The sequence below is a fragment of the Variovorax sp. PDC80 genome, from assembly GCF_900115375.1.
In the GTDB taxonomy this organism is placed as follows: domain Bacteria; phylum Pseudomonadota; class Gammaproteobacteria; order Burkholderiales; family Burkholderiaceae_C; genus Variovorax.
The window spans coordinates 99429-115653 of the sequence record NZ_FOWG01000006.1 but is presented as its reverse complement, the minus strand read 5'-3'; the positions used below and the strand labels follow the sequence as shown (position 1 = coordinate 115653).

Here is a 16225-nt window from a genome sequence, read left to right as displayed (position 1 = left end):
CCGGAGCCCGCGATGATGCATGCCCCCGCCTTGTTTTATCCCCGCGTTCGATCGCTGCTCGCGCTGGCCTGCGTGGCACTGCTGGCCGGCTGCACGGTCGGCCCCGATTTCCGGCGCCCCGATGCGCCCGCATCCAAGGGTTATGCCCCGTCGGCGCTGCCGCTCGACACCGCGTCGGCACCGGTGCCCGGCGGCGACGCGCAGCGCTTCGCGCCGGGGCGGGACATCCAGGCCGACTGGTGGACGCTGTTCGGCTCGCCGCGCCTCGACGCACTGATCGCACGCGCACTGGCGCGCAGCCCCACGCTCGAGGCCGCGCAGGCCGCGCTGCGTGCGGCGCAGGAGAACGTCTACGCGCAGCGCGGCTTCTTCGCTCCCACGGTCGGTATCGGCTATTCGCCGGCGCGCACCAAGATCGCGGGCAACCTCGGCGGCAACTCGCCAGGCGTGCAGGGCAACGGCAGCGTGATCTCCACCTATCAGGGCACGCCGGCCAGCGAAGGTGGCAGCGCGCCCTTCAACGCGCCGGTGATCTACAACTTCCACACCGCGCAGCTCACGGTCGGCTATGCGCCCGACATCTTCGGCGGCCAGCGCCGGCAGCTCGAGAGCCTCGAGGCGCAGGCGCGGATGCAGCACTACCAGCTCGAGGCGGCGCGCCTCACGCTGGCCTCGAACCTGGTGGCGGCCTCGATCCAGGAGGCGCTGCTGCGCCGGCAGCTCGCGATCGCCGAGGGCATCGTCGAGGCCAACGAACAGGCGGTGGCACTGGTGCAGCGCCAGCTGCGGGCCGGCTACGCGGCGCGGCAGGACCTGGCGCAGCAGGAACTCGCGCTCGCGCAGGCGCGCCAGCAGCTCCCGCCGCTGCGCAAGCAGCGCGAGCAGACGCACAACCTGCTGCGCGCACTGGCCGGCGATGGCCCCGACGAGGACCTCGCGATCGACTTCGACCTCGATGCGCTGGTGCTGCCGCGCGAACTGCCGCTGGCCCTGCCCTCGCGCCTGGTCGAGCAGCGGCCCGACATCCGCGCCGCCGAGGAGCAGCTGCATGCCGCCACCGCGCAGGTCGGCGTGGCGGTGGCCGACCGGCTGCCGCAGTTCTCCATCGATGCGAGCTGGGGCGGCGCGGCCAGCCGGCTCGGCGAGATGTTCCTGAAGTCGGGGCGCTTCTTCAGCCTCGCGGGCAATGTCGGGCAGACCCTGTTCGACGGCGGCACGCTCGAACACCGCCAGCGCGCGGCCGAGGAAGGGCTGCGCCAGGCCGATGCGCAGTACCGCGCGACCGTGATCGCGGCGCTGCAGAACGTGGCCGACACGTTGCAGTCGATCCAGGCCAACGCGCAATCGCTGCAGGACGCGGCGCTGGCCGAGGAGAAGGCCCGCACCGGGCTGGAACTGGTGCGTCGCCAGCTGCGGCTCGGCGACGTCAACCGCCTCGCGCTGCTCAATGCGCAGCAGGCCCACGACCAGGCGATGCTCGTGCGCGTGCAGGCGCAGGCCGCGCGCCTGGGCGACAGCGCCGCGCTGTTCCAGGCCTCGGGCGGCGGCTGGTGGCAGCGCGCGCCGACCTCGTGAGCGCGCCGCCGCTGGCCGACAATGGCGGCCCCTCCGCCCCCGCGTCCCGCCGCCTCGCACCGCGATGCTCCTGCTGCTGATCGAAGACGACCCCGTGATCTCGCGGGAACTGCAACTGCGCTGGCGCCAGCGCGGCTGGGTGGTGCGCGGCTGCGGCGATCTCGCCGAGGCCGATCGCGCGCTGGCCGAGCGCGACGTGCAGGATTTCGAGTTCATCGTGCTCGACCTCAACCTGCCCGACGGCGACGGCCTGGACTGGCTGCGGCGACTGCGCCAGCGCGACCGCCTCACGCCCGCGCTGATCCTGACCGCGCGCAGCCGCGTGGCCGACCGCGTGCTGGGCCTGCAGGGCGGTGCCGACGACTACCTGGTCAAGCCCTTCGCGCCCGAGGAACTCGATGCGCGCATCGAGGTGCTCGGCCGCCGCGCCCAGGTGGCGCGCGGCGACCACCTGCACTATGGCCGCCTGACCTGGCGCGGCGACCTGGGCCGGGCCTACGTGGACGACCGCGTGCTCGAGCTGGCGCCGCGCGAGTTCGAGGTGCTGGGCCTGCTGATGCAGCGCGCGCCGCGGCTGGTCGCCAAGCGCGCGCTGGTCGATGCGCTGGCCGAGCGCAACATCGAGCTCGGCGACAGCGCCTCGGAGATCTACGTCTCGCGCCTGCGCCGCAAGCTGGTCGACGCGGGCGTGCAGGTGCGCACGGTGCGCGGCTTCGGCTACATGCTGGTGCTCGACGCGGCCGCTCCCGGCGCGCAGGAGGCTTGATGGAAGCGTTGCCGCCACAACCGCCGCGCCGCATCCGCTGGCTGCGGCGCGAGCTGCTGCTGCGCCTGATGCTGCCGCTGATCACGATGATGGCCGTGGCCGGCGGCTTCGGCCTGCACTACACGCACGCGGTGATCGAACGCGTGTTCGACCGCTGGCTGCTCGATGCCGCGCGCTCGAGCATCGCGCTGCTGCGCTACGACGACCGGGGCATCGCGGCGATCGACATGTCGCCGCAGCTCAAGGCCATGCTGCTGTTCGACGAGATCGACCAGAACTGGTTCAGCGTCACGCAGTCCGACCGCCTGCTGGCCGGGCAGCCCGGCCTGCCCGACGGCGGCACCGCGCGCGTGCACTACCGCCGCGGCGAGGCCTTCGATGCCGAGTACCTGGGCCAGCCGGTGCGCGTGGTGCGCGTCGAGCTGACGCGGCCCGGCGCCGCGCCGGTCACGATGCTGATGGGCGAGACGCTGACCAAGCGCCATCGCGCCGAGCAGGAACTCTGGGTGCTGCTGTGGCCCGTCGTCGCGCTGGTCGTGGCGGCGGCGCTCGCCATCGCGATCGCGGTGCGCCGCACGGTGCGGCCGCTGCAGGCCATCGCCACGCGCTGGAACGAGCGCTCGCATGCCTCGCTCGATCCCATCGGCGTGGACGAAGTGCCGCGCGAGCTGCAGGCCTTCGCGAGTTCGCACAACGAGCTGCTCGCGCGCATCCGGACCATGCTGGCGCGCGAGCGGCAGTTCGCCGCAACGGCGGCGCACCAGTTGCGCACCTCGCTGACCGGTCTGCAGCTCGGGCTGGCGCGTGCCAGCGAGGCGCCCGATCCGCAGGCGATGCGGCGCATCGTCGACGAGCTCGGCGGCTCGATCCAGCGCTCGGGACGGCTGGTGCAGCAGCTGCTGACCTTCGGCGCCCTCGACCCCGAGGCGCGCGCCGATCTCGACCGGCGCCGCATCGACCTCGTCGCGCTGGCGCAGGACGTGGGCGCCACCCACATCGAGCAGGCCTCGGCGCGCGCGATCGAGCTGGAACTCGCGGCGCCCGAACGGCCGGTGTGCGTCGCGGTGCAACCCGAGCTGATCGCCGACGCGCTGAGCAACCTGCTCGACAACGCGATCCGCTACACGCCGCCGGGCGGGCGCGTGCTGGTGGAGTTCGAGAGCGATCCGCCGGCGCTGCGCGTGAGCGACTCGGGACCGGGCATTCCCGAGGACGAACGCGAGGCCGTGCTCGAGCGCTTCGTGCGCGGCCGCGATGCGACCGGCGACGGCAGCGGCCTGGGGCTGGCGATCGTGCGCGACATCGTCGCGATGCACGGCGCCACGGTCGCGCTGTCGGACAGCGCCTGGGGCGGCCTCGCGGTCACGCTGCGCTTTCCGGCCGGGCACTGATCGCGCGCGACGCGCGGCGGCCGGCTCAGCGCGCGGCGCTCGCCTGCGGATCGTGGCCGCAGGCGATGCCCGGCGCGCCGCGTTCGTTCTCCGCCAGCACGATGCCCCAACGCAGACGCACGCGGCGATCGGGCCCCTCGCCGGTCCAGGGCAATTCCATGCTGCCGGCGCAGTCCACGGTCTTCATCAAGGGCTCGAGCAACGGCCCCTCGGCCTGGAACGGCCGCGTGTCGAGCATCAGCACCATGCCACCCTCGCGCGCCAGCACGCCCGGTGCCAGCCAGGGCGAGGTCCGCTCGTCGCCGTCGATGAGCAGGCGCACGCCGGGATCCATCCGCAGCGCGACGGCGCCCGCGAACCAGGTATCGCCGACCAGCAGCGTCAGGGGACGCTCGCCCATGCGATCGCGCCATGTCGCCTCCACCGCCGCGGCGATGCGCTGCGATGGCAGGTTGGCGCGCGTGGCGCGGCCGGCCCGCGCGCTCCAGACCCCGTCGACGCCGGCATAGCCCCAGGCGGTGGCGATGTGCAGCAGTCCCACCACCGCCAGCACCGCCTGCCACCGGCGCCGGCTCCAGCGCTCCACGTCGAGCCATGGCAGCGAGGCGGCCGCCCATACGCCCAGCGGCAGGAAGAAGGTCGTGAGCCAGGCCGGAATCAGCCGCGAATGCAGCAAGGCCGAAGCGACCAGCACCAGCACGGTGGGACCGAGGGTCGCCCAGGCCAGGAAGCGCCGGTCGAATGCGGCGGGCAGCGGCGCCCGCTGCGTGGCCGCTTCGCGCCGCTGCGCGAACCAGGCCCAGCCGATGAACAGCAGCATCGGCGACAGCCGCGCGAGCTGGACCAGCAGCACGAACACCGGCCGCGGCAGCAGGTGCCTGCCGGATACATGCACCGAATGGACCGAGTGCCGCGCATAGAGCACCGTGGTGTCGCCGTGCTGCAGCACCCACCACAGGTGCGGCGACAGCAGCAGCAACGCGAGGCCGGTGGCCAGCAGCAGGTCGCGCCGCACGCGCGCGTCGCGCCACAGGCCCTGGCGGACCACGAAGCCCAGGCCCACGGCGAACTGCACCGCGGCGCTGTACTTGGTGAGCATCGACAGGGCCGCGAACAGCCCGAGCCAGACCCAGTCGGCGCGCCCGCTTCCGGCCGGCCGCAGCACGCGCCACAGCATCCACCAGTAGCCCGCGAGCGGCAGCAGCTGCACCGTGTTGTGGTTGTAGACCACCGCGCGCTGCACGTGGTAGGTGACCAGCGTGCCCAGCAGCAGCGCGAAGGCGGCGCGTGCCGGCGTCATCATCTCGCGCGACCAGCGCCACAGCAGGTAGAGCGCGCCGACGCCGCAGCCCACGCCGGCCACGTAGGTCAGCCACGGCTGCCGGCCGAGCAGCGCCACCGGCAGGCTCAGCAGCCAGCTCGGCAGCGGCGGATGCTTGTAGTAGCCCCACTGCAGGCTGCCGCTCCAGAACAGCTCCTCCACGTTGTCCCAGGGCGGCGTGACGTCGAGCGCCACCATCGGCCAGGCCCACGCCAGCACCAGCGCGACGAGCAACGCGGGCACCCAGCGCTCGATCGGTTCGCGGGCCGTGGCGGCGGCGGGAAGAAAGCGGCCCGGCACGGGCGTCGATCCAGAAGTCATGGGCGGGATTTATAGGGACCGCACCCCACCGCCGCCTGACTTCGCGCGCCGTTGCGCGTGCGTCACCGGGCCCTCACGACGCGTCGGCGGGCGCCGGCCGCGAGAGCAGCTCGAGCGGCGCGCTGCAATCGAGCACGTCGACGCGCACGGTGTCGCCGACGCGCAGGTCCGGCGGCAGGCGCGTGGTGCCGAGCGCGCGCGTGCGCAGTCCGCCGTCGTGGTAGCGCACGACCGCATAGGGCTCGTCCGCGCCGGCCCGCGGCGCGCAGTCGCGGTACATGCCGCGCGCGAGTTCGCCGGCGCGGCCCAGGGCCTCGACGCGCCCGGTGCGCCAGCCGGCCACGAAGTCGGCATGGCTGGCCGCGAGCCCGGCGCAGCCGGCCAGCGCGAACAGGCACGCCGCCAGCACGCCGCCGAGGCCGCGCATCAGCCGCGCGCTCCCACCGCGGCCGTGGCCTGGATCTCCACGCGGTACTCCGAATCGATCAGCCTGGCACCCACGGTCGCGCGCGCCGGCGTGTGGCCCGCCGGCACCCATTCGTCCCACACCGCGTTCATCGCGGCGTAGTCGCCCACCGTGCGCAGGTAGATCGTGACGCTGACCAGGTTCTCGCGCGTGGCGCCCTCGAGGCCGAGCAGGTCGTCGATCTGGCGCAGGATCTGGCGCATCTGTCCGGTCACGTCGAGCGAGGGGTTCTCCGCCACCTGCCCCGACAGGTAGAGCAGGCGGGCGGCGCCGAGGTCGACGGTCACCATCTCGCTGAAGCGCGGGCCCATCTCGTGGCGGCTGATGTTCATGGCGTTGCGCTCGAAGAAGAAGACGAGGAAGAAGCGACGGGGGCAGCCGTCGGCGGGCGTGGATCGGCGGGCGCGTTCCACCAGCCGCCGCCGAGCGCCTGGAACAGCGCGGCCGCGTCGGTGAGCCGCTGCGCGCGCGCCTGCACGAGGTTGATCTCGGCCTGCGCCTGCTGCTGCTGCGCGAGCAGCAGCGCCAGCGCGCTGGCATCGCCCCACTGCAGCTGCGCACGGGTGCGCGCGAGCGCCTGCGCGGCGGTGCGCTCGGCCCGCACCGATGCCTGCAGCGCGCGCGTGTCGGCATCGATGGCGGCCAGCGTGTTGGCCACGTCCTGGAAGGCCGAGAGCACGGTCGCGCGGTACTGCGCGGCCGCTTCGTCGAACGAGGCGCGCGCGGCCGCCTCGCGGTGGCCGAGCGCGCCGGCATCGAACAGCGGCTGCGCGACACCGGCCGCCACGGTCCAGAACATCGCGGGCGAATGGAACAGCTGCGACAGCGTGTAGGCCGAGGAACCGAGGTTCGCGCTCAGCGTCACGGCCGGCAGCCGCGCCGCCACCGCGACGCCGATGGCCGCGCTCGCGGCCTGCAGCTGGGCCTCGGCGGCGCGCACGTCGGGCCGGTGTTCGACCAGCAGCGCGGGCAGCGCGAGCGGCAGCTCGGTGGGCAGTGCCAGCGTGTCGAGCTCGAAGCGCGCGGCCACCTCCTCGCTCGGGTAGTGGCCGCCGAGCACCGCCAATTGGTTGCGCTGCTGCGCGAGCTGCTTGTCGAGCGCGGGCACGGCGGCCTCGGTCGCGGCCAGCAGGGCGGCCTGCGCCTCCACGTCGGCCTGCGCGACCTGCCCCAGCGCGAGCTGGCGGCGATAGGCCTGCAGCGCCTGCGACTGGCTCTCGGCGATCGCCAGCGTGGCACGCCGCTGCGCGCGCAGCGAGGCCTCGGCGATCGCGGCCGCCACCACGTTGCTGCTGAGCGTGAGCCGCGCGGCGAGCAGCTGGAAGCGCTGCGCCTCGGTCTGCGCCTGCGCGCCCTCGACCTGCCGGCGCGTGGCGCCGAACACGTCGGGCGCATAGCTCACGCTGAGCTGCGCCGTGTGCAGCGTGTAGAGGCTCGCGTTCGACGACACCGGGCTCGCGACCGCATTCGCCACGCGCTGGCGCGTGGGCGCCAGCCCGGCCGTCAGCACGGGCCAGAAGGCCGCGCGCTGGGCCGCCTCGTTCTCGCGCGCCGCGCGCAGCGCCGCGTCGGCGGCCTCCACGCCGGGATTGCCGGCCAGGCTCTGCGCCACCAGCGCGTTCAGCGGCTCGTTGTGGAAGGCGGCCCACCACTGGGCCGGGATGTCGAGGCCGGGCGACAGCCGCGGCAGCGGCACGCCCTCGCCGGCCTCGGCCAGCGGCGGCGCGGCCGTGTAGCGCGCGGGCAGGTCCAGCGGCGGGCGCGCGTAGTCGGGACCGGCCGCGCAGCCGGCCAGGCACAGCGCGACGGCCAACGCGGCGGGAATGCTCTTGTTCATCGTTCTCTCCGCTTCAGCGATCGCGCCGCGAGCGCACGCCCCAGCCCTTGCGCTCGAACAGCCGCTCCATCGCGTAGTAGAAGGCCGGCAGGATGAACAGCGTGAGCAGGGTCGACACCACCAGGCCGCCGACCACCACCGTGGCCAGCCCGCGCTGCACGTCGGTGCCCACGCCCGTGGCCAGCGCCGCGGGCAGCATGCCGACCGAGGCCACCGAGGCCGTCATCAGCACCGGTCGCAGCCGCTCGGTCGCGCCCTCGAGCACCGAGGCCCGCAGCGCCAGCCCCTCGCCGCGCACGCGGCGGAAGTTCGCGACCATGATGATCCCGTTCTGTATCGACACGCCGAACAGCGCGATGAAGCCCACCGCGGTCGCCATGTTGAGCGTCTCGCCCGCGAGGTGGACCGCGATCAGCCCGCCGAGCGTGGCCATCGGCACCACGCCGAGGATCAGCGCCACGTGCCGGATCTTGCCGAACTGGAAGAACAGCAGCACCGCCATGATCGCGACCACGATCGCGAGCGACACGCCCAGGCGCGCCTGCGCGCGCTGCTGGTTCTCGAACTGGCCGGCCCACTGCAGCCGGAACTTCGCGGGATCGAAGGGCACTTCCTTCGCGATGCGCGCGCGCGCCTCCTCGAGGTAGGAGGCCAGGTCGCGGTCGCGGTTGTCCACGCGCACCGTGATCTGGCGCTCGTTCATCTCGTGCGAGATGGTGCTCTCGCCGGTCTGCAGGCGGATGTCGGCCACCTGCGCGAGCGGCACCTTCGCGCCGTTGGCGCCGTTGAGCAGCAGCGCGCCGATGGCCTCGGTACCGCCCTTGGCGCTGGCCGGCAGCTTCACCGACACGTTGTAGGTGCGCGCACCCGCATAGACCGTGATGACGGGCGCGCCGCCGATGCCCGTCTGCACCAAGCCCGCCACGTCGGCCGCGCTCACGCCCAGCCGCGCGGCCGCCTCGCGGTCGAGCCGGATCACCACCTGCGGGATCGGCGGCTCCTGGAACAGCGAGGCCGAGGCCGTGCCGCGCACCGTGCCCAGCAGCTCGACGATCCGGTTGCCGATGCGCCGGCTCTCCGCGAGGTCGTCGCCGTAGATGCGCAGCACCAGCGGACTGTGGGCGCCGCCCACGGCGTCGTTCACGCCGTCGATGATCGGCTGGCTGATGCCCACGTCGAAGCCCGGCATGCGCGCGAAGCGCTCGCCCAGCATGCGCACGAAGTCTGCCTTGTGCGTGCCCGCGGGCCATTCGGCATAGGGCTTGAGGCCCACCGGCACCTCCATGTGCGAGGGCGTCCAGGGGTCGGTGCCGTCGTCGTTGCGGCCCAGCTGCGTGACCACGTAGGAGACCTCCGGGTACTCGAGCAGCACGTGGCGCAGCTCGGTGGCCATCTCGCTGGCCTTGTCGAGCGACAGGCCCGAGGGCAGCTGCACCTGCAGCCACAGCGCGCCCTCGTCGATGTCGGGCAGGAACTCGCGCCCGGCCGTGGCGCCGAGCACGGCCACCGCCAGCAGCGCGGCCACGCCCAGGCCGTAGGCGATGGCGGGCATCCCCAGCAGCAGGTCGAGCGCGCGCCGGTAGGCCGCGGTGAGCCACAGCAGCGGCCGGTTGACGAAGGGACGCCGCGGCTTGCGCAGCGCCACGTAGGCCAGGCTCGGGATCAGCGTGAGCGCGCACAGCAGCGCGCCGACCAGCGCGTAGCCGACCGTGAAGGCCATCGGCCGGAACAGCTTGCCCTCGGCGCGCTCGAAGGCGAACAGCGGGAAGTAGGCCGTGATGATGATCAGCGTGGCGAAGAAGATCGGCCCCGACACGTGGCTCACGGTCTCGAGGATGTTGCCCTCGGTGAGCGTGGCGTTCGGTTCCTCCTCGCGCCGCCGCAGGATCGCCTCCATCACCACGATGGCGCCGTCCACGATGATCCCGAAGTCGATCGCGCCGAGCGAGAACAGGTTGGCCGGCATGCGGGTGAAGTGCATCACGATGAACACCGTCACCAGCGACATCGGGATGGCCATCGCCGCGACCACCGCGCTGCGCGGGCTGCCGAGGAACAGGATGAGCACGAAGCACACCAGCGCCATGCCCTCGAGCACGGTGTGCGTCACCTTGTCGACCGTGAGCTTCACCAGGTCGTCGCGGTCGATGTAGGGCACGATGCGAACGCCCAGCGGGGCGAGCTCGGCCTGCAGCGCGTCGATCTTCCGGTGCACGCCCTCGAGCACGCGCGAGGGGTTCTCGTACTTGAGCATCAGCACGATGCCCTCGATCGTGTCGGGGTCGGTGTTCTTGCCCAGGATGCCGCCGCGCTCCTGGTGCCCGAACTGCAGCCGCCCGAGGTCGCGCACCAGCACCGGCGCGCCGCCGCTGTTCGACACCATCACCGCGCCCAGGTCATCGAGCGAGCGGATCTGGCCGATGCCGCGCACCACGTAGCTCTGCTCGCCGCGCGCGATGCGCCCGCCGCCCGCGTTGGCGCTGCCGTTGTTGATCGCCGACACCACGTCGTTGAGCACCAGCCCGTGCGCCTGCAGCCGCGCGGGATCGAGCTCGAGCTGGAACTCGCGCGTGAAGCCGCCGAAGTTGTTGACGTCGACCACGCCCGCCACCTGCTTGAGGGCCGGGATCACCTTCCAGCGCTGCAGCTCCGACAGCTCCATCAGGTTCATGCGGTCGGACTCGAGCGTGTAGCGGTAGATCTCGCCGGCCGGCCCCGCCACCGGCCCGAGCGCGGGCTGCGCGCCCGCCGGCAGGCTGACCTGCCCGATGCGCTCGGTCACGCGCTGGCGCGCGAAGTAGTCGTCGGTGCCGTCCTTGAAGGTCAGCGTGATCAGCGACAGGCCGAAGGTGCTGCTCGAGCGGATCGAGGCCAGCCCCGGCGTGTTGCTCAGCGCGCGCTCCAGCGGCGTGGTGATCTGCTGCTCCATCTCTTCCGAAGCCAGGCCGTTGACCTGCGTCGTCACCTGCACCGTGACGTCGCCGAGGTCGGGATAGGCCTCGACGGTCATCTGCGTCCACGACCAGGCGCCGAACAGCACCAGCGCGACCGACAGCGCCCAGGCCAGGTGCCGGCGGCGCAGGAACTGGGAAATGACGAGATTAATCATTGAGCAGTACGCCGCCACGGACCACCACGCGCTCGCCGGCCACGAGGCCGCCGCGGATGCGCACCCGGTCGCCGTCCTCGCGCCCGAGCTCGACCGCGCGCCGCTCGAAGGTCCATGGCTGCACCTCGACGAACACGCTCACGCTGTCGTTGTTCATCAGCAGGGCCGAGCTCGGCACCTGCGGCTGCGCGGCCTGCGGCAGCTCGAGCGCCGCGCTTGCGTACATGTTGGGCTTGAACACGCCCTCGGGGTTCGCGAACACGATCCGCGCCCGGGCCCGGCGCGTGTCGGCATCGAGCGCCGCGCTCACGAAGGCGACCTGGCCCGCGAACCGGCGCCCCGGCTGCGAGGCCAGCGTCACCGTCGCGTTCTGGCCCGCGGCGACCAGCCCCAGCAGGTCCTCGGGCACGCCGACCGTGACCCAGACGCGCTCGAGGTTGGAGACGGTCATCAGCGCCGCGTTGGCGTCGTTGAGCACCGCGCCGCTCGCGGCATTCAGCGCGGTGACGGTGCCGGCCATGGGCGCGACGATGCGCAGCACGCGGCCGTCGCCGGCGCTCGCGCCGATGCCGTGCAGGCGCGCCTCGCTGCGCCGCAGCTCGGCCGTCTGCTGCACCACCGCGCTGCGCGCCGCCTCCACGTCCTTGGCCGCGTTGGAGCCGGCCTCGTTGACGCCCTGCGCCCGCGCGAGCGCGCGCTCGGCCAGCGCGAGCGCATCGCGCGCCTTCTGCGCGTCGGCCACGGCCTGCGCGAGATCGGGCGAGGCCATCGTCGCGAGCAGTTGTCCGGCGCGCACCGCATCGCCGAGGCGCACCTTGAGTTCGAGCAGGCGCCCGGCCAGCGGCGGCAGGATGTTGACGGTGCGCGCCGGGTCCGCTTCCACCGTCGCGGGCAGGCTCAGCAGGTGCGAACGCGCGCCCTCGGTGGCGGCGGCGACCTGCAGCCGCTCGCGCAAGGGGGAGCCCGCTGGCACGCTGAGGCGATGGCCCTCGCGCACCAGCAGCGGCGCGGGCGCGGCCGCGGCCTGGGCGCCGTGCGCGGCGGTGTGGAACCAGACCGCGTACAGGGCCGCGCAGGCCAGCACGCCCGCGGCGGCGGGCGCGAGGAGGGTCTTGTGCAGGGAGTTCTTCATGACAGTGGATGCGTCGCGGCGATGCGGCCCGTTGCCTTCGCCGGTGCCACAGCGTAGAAAGGCCCGGCTGAAGAACGCCCGAAGAAATCCTGAAGACGTCTTCAGGTTCGCGACCGCGACGCATCGATGCCACGCGCACCGTGGGCAGCGGGCAGTCAGGTAGCGGCGGGATGATCCGCGCCATGCGAATCCTGTTGATCGAAGACGACCGCAAGGCGGCCCGGCTGCTCGCGCGCGGCCTCGAGGAGGAAGGCTTCGTCGTCGATGCGGTGCACACGGCCGAGGCGGGCGACGAGAAGGCCTTCGTCCAGACCTACGACCTGCTGATCCTCGACTGGATGCTGCCGGGCCGCGACGGCCTGGCCCTGTGCGACGACCTGCGCCGGCGCGGCTGCGGCACGCCGGTGCTGATGCTCACGGCGCGCGACGCCCTGCAGGACCGCGTGGCCGGCCTCAACACCGGTGCGGACGACTACCTGACCAAGCCCTTCGCCTTCGACGAGCTGCTGGCGCGCGTGCGCGCCCTGCTGCGGCGCCCGGAGAGCATGCGGCCCGTGATCCTGTCGCTGGCCGACCTGAGCCTCGACCCGCAGCGCCAGAGCGCGCGGCGCGGCGGCGCGGCGCTGGACCTGACGCGCAAGGAGTTCGCGATCCTGCACATGCTGCTGCGCCATGCCGGCGAGGTCGTGAGCCGCGCGCGGCTGGCCGAGCAGGTGTGGAAGGACGACCTGATCGGCATCGACAACCTGATCGACGTGCACGTGGGCAACCTGCGCCGCAAGGTCGACGCGGCGCCCGCGGTGCCGCTGATCCAGACCGTGCGCGGGCGCGGCTTCCGGCTCGCGGCGGCGGACGGCGCGCATGCTTAGCCTGCGCCGGCGGCTGGTGCTGGTGCAGGTCGGCGTGACCGTGGTGGTGATGGCCATCGCGGCCTTCGGTGCCTACGCGGTGTTCTCGCGCAACGTGCACCGCGAACTCGACGCCGCGCTGCTGGCGCTGGCCGAGACCGAGCTCGGCATGCTGCTGTCGGCCGGCCCGGGCACCGCGGCCACGGTGCATGAGGCACCCTCCGGCCCCGGCGCGCCCTCCTTCGTGCGGCTCGACCGGCTGGTGCAGATCGTCGGCCCCGATGGCCGCGTGCTCGCGCGCAGCGCCAACCTGGGCGAGGCCCAGCTGCCGATCCCGCCGCTGCTGCGCGCGCGGCTCGCCGCGGGCGAGACCGTGTTCGAGACGCTCGAGGGTTTCGGCGAGGAACCCACGCGCATGGTCTCGGTGCCGGTGCCGGGCCGCGACGCGACGCTGGCAGTGCAGGTGGCCGGCTCGCTCGACGACATCAACCGCACCGTCGCGATGGCCAGCGTGCTGTTCCTCGTGCTCGGCGGCACGCTGCTGCTGGCGCTGGGCCTGGCCGGCACGCTGATCACGCGGCGCGCCTTCCGCGCCATCGACGACGTGGTGCAGCAGGCGCATCGCATCAGCGACGCCAACCTCAGCGAGCGCCTGCCGGCGCCCGGAACCGCCGACGAGGTCGGCCGGCTCGTCGAGACGCTCAATGCGATGCTGGCGCGCATCGAGCACGGCATGGAAGCGCAGCGGCGCTTCACCGCCGATGCCTCGCACGAGTTGCGCTCGCCCCTGTCGCGGCTGCGCACCGAGCTCGAGCTCGCGCTGCGCCGGCCGCGCGAACCCGCGGTCTACGTCCAGACCCTGCGCTCGGCGCTCGACGAGGTGGAATCGCTCACGCTGCTGGTGGAGGAACTGCTGGTGCTGGCGCGCATCGATGCGGGCCAGGAACGCGAGGCCGCGGAGACGGTGGCGCTCGATCAGCTGGCCGAGGAAGCGCTGCGCCGCCTCGAGTCGATGGCGCGCGAGCGCGGCGTCCGGCTGCGGCTCGAGCTGATGGAGCCGGTCGCGGTCCGCGTGGCGCGCGGTGCCGCGAATCTGGCATTGGCCAATCTGCTCGACAACGCGCTGAAGTTCTCGCCCGATGGCGGCACCGTGCACGTGGACGTGTTCGCACCGCCCGGCGGCGGCGAGGCCGTGGTCCGCGTCGCCGACCACGGCCCCGGCATCCGCAGCGACGAACTGCCACACCTGTTCGAGCGCTTCTACCGCGGCGCCGGCGCGCGTTCGGACGAGGCCACGCCGGGCCTGGGACTCGGGCTCGCGCTGTCGCAGGCCGTGGTGCAGGTGCATGGCGGCCGCATCGAGGCCATGAACGCGCCGGGCGGCGGCGCGCGTTTCGAGCTGCGGCTGCCGCTGGCCGCGACGCCCGCGGAGCCGGTCATGCTGACCCCGCACTGACCGTGCGCAATGGGTCGCTTCGCGTGCATGGGATTGAGTGCTTTCCTATCCACAAGCCCTTAATCTCCAGCCCATCCATGAACGCTCCGCTGCGCGATCTCTCGAACCTGCAACGGCCCCGGACGGCCTCGGTCCCGGGCATCTCGTGCGTGGTTCCGTGCTTCAACGAGGCACGCAACCTCGGCGCGCTGCTGCCGGAACTCGACCGGATGCTGCGCGCCACTCAGTTGCGTTGGGAAGTGATCGTGGTCAACGACGGCAGCACCGACGACACCGATGCCGTCATCGAGCAGTGGTGCCAGCGGCCGGGCATCCGCTGCCTCTCGCTGTCGCGCAACTTCGGCAAGGAAGCGGCGCTGACGGCCGGACTGGGCGCGGCCCGGGGCGACGCGGTGGTGCTGCTCGACGGCGACATGCAGCATTCGCCCGCGCTGGTGCGCGCCATGATCGACCAGTGGCGCGCGGGCGCCGAGGTGGTCTATGCGGTGCGCCAGGACCGCAGCGACGAAGGGCCGCTCAAGACGCTGAGCACGCGCCTGTTCTACAAGCTGCTGAATGCCTCCGACCGTTTCGCGGTGCCCGAGAACGCGGGCGACTTCCGGCTCATGGACCGCAAGGTGGTCGATGCGCTGCTGAAGCTGCCCGAGCGCAGCCGCTTCATGAAGGGCCTGTACGCCTGGGTCGGCTTTCGCGCCGTGGCGCTGCCCTACACGCCGGCGCCGCGCGCCGAGGGGCGCAGCCGCTTCAACGCGCGGCGCCTGTTCAAGCTGGCGCTCGACGGCCTGACCTCCTTCACCACCTGGCCGCTGCGCATGGTCAGCGTGGCCGGCCTGATGCTCGCGCTGCCGGCCTTCGGCTACGGCAGCTACGTGGTCCTCGACTACATGTGCTTCGGCAACGAGGTGTCGGGCTGGTCCACCATCGTCGTGAGCCTGATGTTCTTCATCGGCGTGCAGATGATCTCCACCGGCATCCTCGGCGAGTACGTCGCGCGCATCTTCGAAGAGGTCAAGGGCCGGCCCGTCTACGTGGTGCGCGAGCAGCGCGGCCACGGGCTGGAAGCCGAGGAGCCATGAGCGCGCCCGCGGCCCCAGCCGCGGCCAGGACGCAACGGCTGTGCATCTGCGCCGACGACTTCGGCATGAGCCCCGGCATCAACGCGGCGGTGCTCGACCTGATCGCGCGAGGCAACCTCTCGGCCACCGGCTGCCTCGTGCTGCGCGAGGCCTGGCCCCGGGGCCTGCCCGCGCTGCGGCGCGTCGATGCCGCGCGCGTCGACGTCGGCCTGCACCTGGACCTGACCCCGCCGCGGACACCGCGCGCCGGGGAGCCCGGCCTCGGCCCGCTGATCCTGCGCTGCTACACGCGGTCCGCGCCGCGGCGCCATTTGCGCCAGACCATCGCCGAACAGCTCGCGCGCTTCGAGGACGGCCTGGGCCGCGCGCCCGCCTTCGTCGACGGGCACCGGCACGTGCACCAGCTGCCGATGGTGCGGGAGCTGCTGCTCGAGGAGCTGTCGCGCCGCTACACGGCCGCGCCGCCGTGGCTGCGCAACACGCGGCCCGGCGCCACGGCGCTCAAGCCCCGGGTCATCCACGCGCTGGGAGGCCGTGCGCTGGTGCATGAAGCCGCGCGACGGTCGATCCCGACCAGCCGGGGGCTGCTGGGGGTCTACGACTTCGCGGGCGGGGTGACGGGCTACCGGCGGCGCCTGCTCGCCTGGCTGTCCGCGGCACGCAGCGGCGATGTGCTGATGTGCCATCCCGCGCTGGCCGAGGACACCGGCACGCCGCACCACGAGGCGAGGGCGGCCGAGTACACGGTGCTGGCGGCCATGGCCTTTCCATGGCGCGATCCCCACGGCGGGCAGGTCGAGCTCATGGCGTTGTCGGCGGGCGGTCTGCAGCCAGGCGCCTGAGGTCCGGCCAGGGGGCCGTCGCCGCGCGTCATGCAGTTTGATCGGCCCGGTCATGCCGCGCGCCGACCCGGCTTCGTATCCTCGG

Annotated in this window: 13 protein-coding genes; 7 read left to right on the top strand and 6 right to left on the bottom strand. The window is 73.1% G+C overall.

The features are described 5' to 3' along the window. Positions 1-30 precede the first annotated feature (30 nt). From BM109_RS18495 to BM109_RS18485, 3 genes are all read left to right on the top strand, one after another. Positions 31-1575, top strand: coding sequence for an efflux transporter outer membrane subunit (locus BM109_RS18495; RefSeq protein WP_256222649.1), 1545 nt, complete (start codon positions 31-33; stop codon positions 1573-1575). A 64-nt stretch (positions 1576-1639) separates the two neighbouring features. After that, positions 1640-2341: a response regulator gene (locus BM109_RS18490; RefSeq protein WP_093345327.1), complete on the top strand. Its 702-nt coding sequence runs from the start codon at positions 1640-1642 to the stop codon at positions 2339-2341. Beyond that, complete coding sequence (locus BM109_RS18485) at positions 2341-3732, top strand: sensor histidine kinase (RefSeq protein WP_093345324.1); 1392 nt, start codon at positions 2341-2343, stop codon at positions 3730-3732. The genes BM109_RS18490 and BM109_RS18485 overlap by 1 nt, the downstream gene beginning before the upstream one ends. Before the next feature lie 25 nt (positions 3733-3757). Here the strand turns inward: BM109_RS18485 and BM109_RS18480 are convergent, their stop codons facing one another. The 6 genes from BM109_RS18480 to BM109_RS18455 all read right to left on the bottom strand — a co-directional run bounded on the left by BM109_RS18480 (position 3758) and on the right by BM109_RS18455 (position 11918). Then, positions 3758-5374 (bottom strand): glycosyltransferase family 39 protein, encoded by a 1617-nt coding sequence (locus BM109_RS18480; RefSeq protein ID WP_093345322.1) that lies wholly within the window; start codon positions 5372-5374, stop codon positions 3758-3760. A gap of 73 nt (positions 5375-5447) precedes the next feature. Next, positions 5448-5801 carry a hypothetical protein gene (locus BM109_RS18475; protein ID WP_093345319.1) on the bottom strand — a complete coding sequence of 118 codons (354 nt, stop codon included), beginning with the start codon at positions 5799-5801 and terminating at the stop codon, positions 5448-5450. Then, positions 5801-6172 (bottom strand): RidA family protein, encoded by a 372-nt coding sequence (locus BM109_RS18470; RefSeq protein ID WP_093345317.1) that lies wholly within the window; start codon positions 6170-6172, stop codon positions 5801-5803. Before BM109_RS18470 ends, BM109_RS18475 begins: the two co-directional genes overlap by 1 nt. Further along, the gene (locus BM109_RS18465; RefSeq protein WP_093345314.1) at positions 6169-7677 is read right to left on the bottom strand and encodes an efflux transporter outer membrane subunit; all 1509 of its coding nucleotides are present in this window, start codon (positions 7675-7677) and stop codon (positions 6169-6171) included. The genes BM109_RS18470 and BM109_RS18465 overlap by 4 nt, the downstream gene beginning before the upstream one ends. Before the next feature lie 13 nt (positions 7678-7690). Next, a complete protein-coding gene (locus BM109_RS18460; protein ID WP_093345312.1) occupies positions 7691-10786 on the bottom strand; it encodes an efflux RND transporter permease subunit in 3096 nt (1031 codons plus the stop codon). Further along, entirely contained in the window at positions 10779-11918 is a 1140-nt protein-coding gene (locus tag BM109_RS18455) for an efflux RND transporter periplasmic adaptor subunit (protein WP_093345310.1), read from the bottom strand. The genes BM109_RS18460 and BM109_RS18455 overlap by 8 nt, the downstream gene beginning before the upstream one ends. A 182-nt stretch (positions 11919-12100) precedes the next feature. Here BM109_RS18455 and BM109_RS18450 point away from each other — a divergent pair, with 182 nt between their 5' ends. From BM109_RS18450 to BM109_RS18435, 4 genes are all read left to right on the top strand, one after another. Continuing rightward, positions 12101-12787, top strand: coding sequence for a response regulator transcription factor (locus BM109_RS18450; RefSeq protein WP_093345307.1), 687 nt, complete (start codon positions 12101-12103; stop codon positions 12785-12787). After that, positions 12780-14222: a sensor histidine kinase gene (locus tag BM109_RS18445; RefSeq protein ID WP_093345305.1), complete on the top strand. Its 1443-nt coding sequence runs from the start codon at positions 12780-12782 to the stop codon at positions 14220-14222. The genes BM109_RS18450 and BM109_RS18445 overlap by 8 nt, the downstream gene beginning before the upstream one ends. Positions 14223-14299: 77 nt before the next feature. Continuing rightward, the gene (locus BM109_RS18440) at positions 14300-15298 is read left to right on the top strand and encodes a glycosyltransferase family 2 protein (RefSeq protein ID WP_093345303.1); all 999 of its coding nucleotides are present in this window, start codon (positions 14300-14302) and stop codon (positions 15296-15298) included. After that, a complete protein-coding gene (locus BM109_RS18435; RefSeq protein ID WP_093345300.1) occupies positions 15295-16140 on the top strand; it encodes a ChbG/HpnK family deacetylase in 846 nt (281 codons plus the stop codon). Before BM109_RS18440 ends, BM109_RS18435 begins: the two co-directional genes overlap by 4 nt. Positions 16141-16225: the final 85 nt, after the last annotated feature.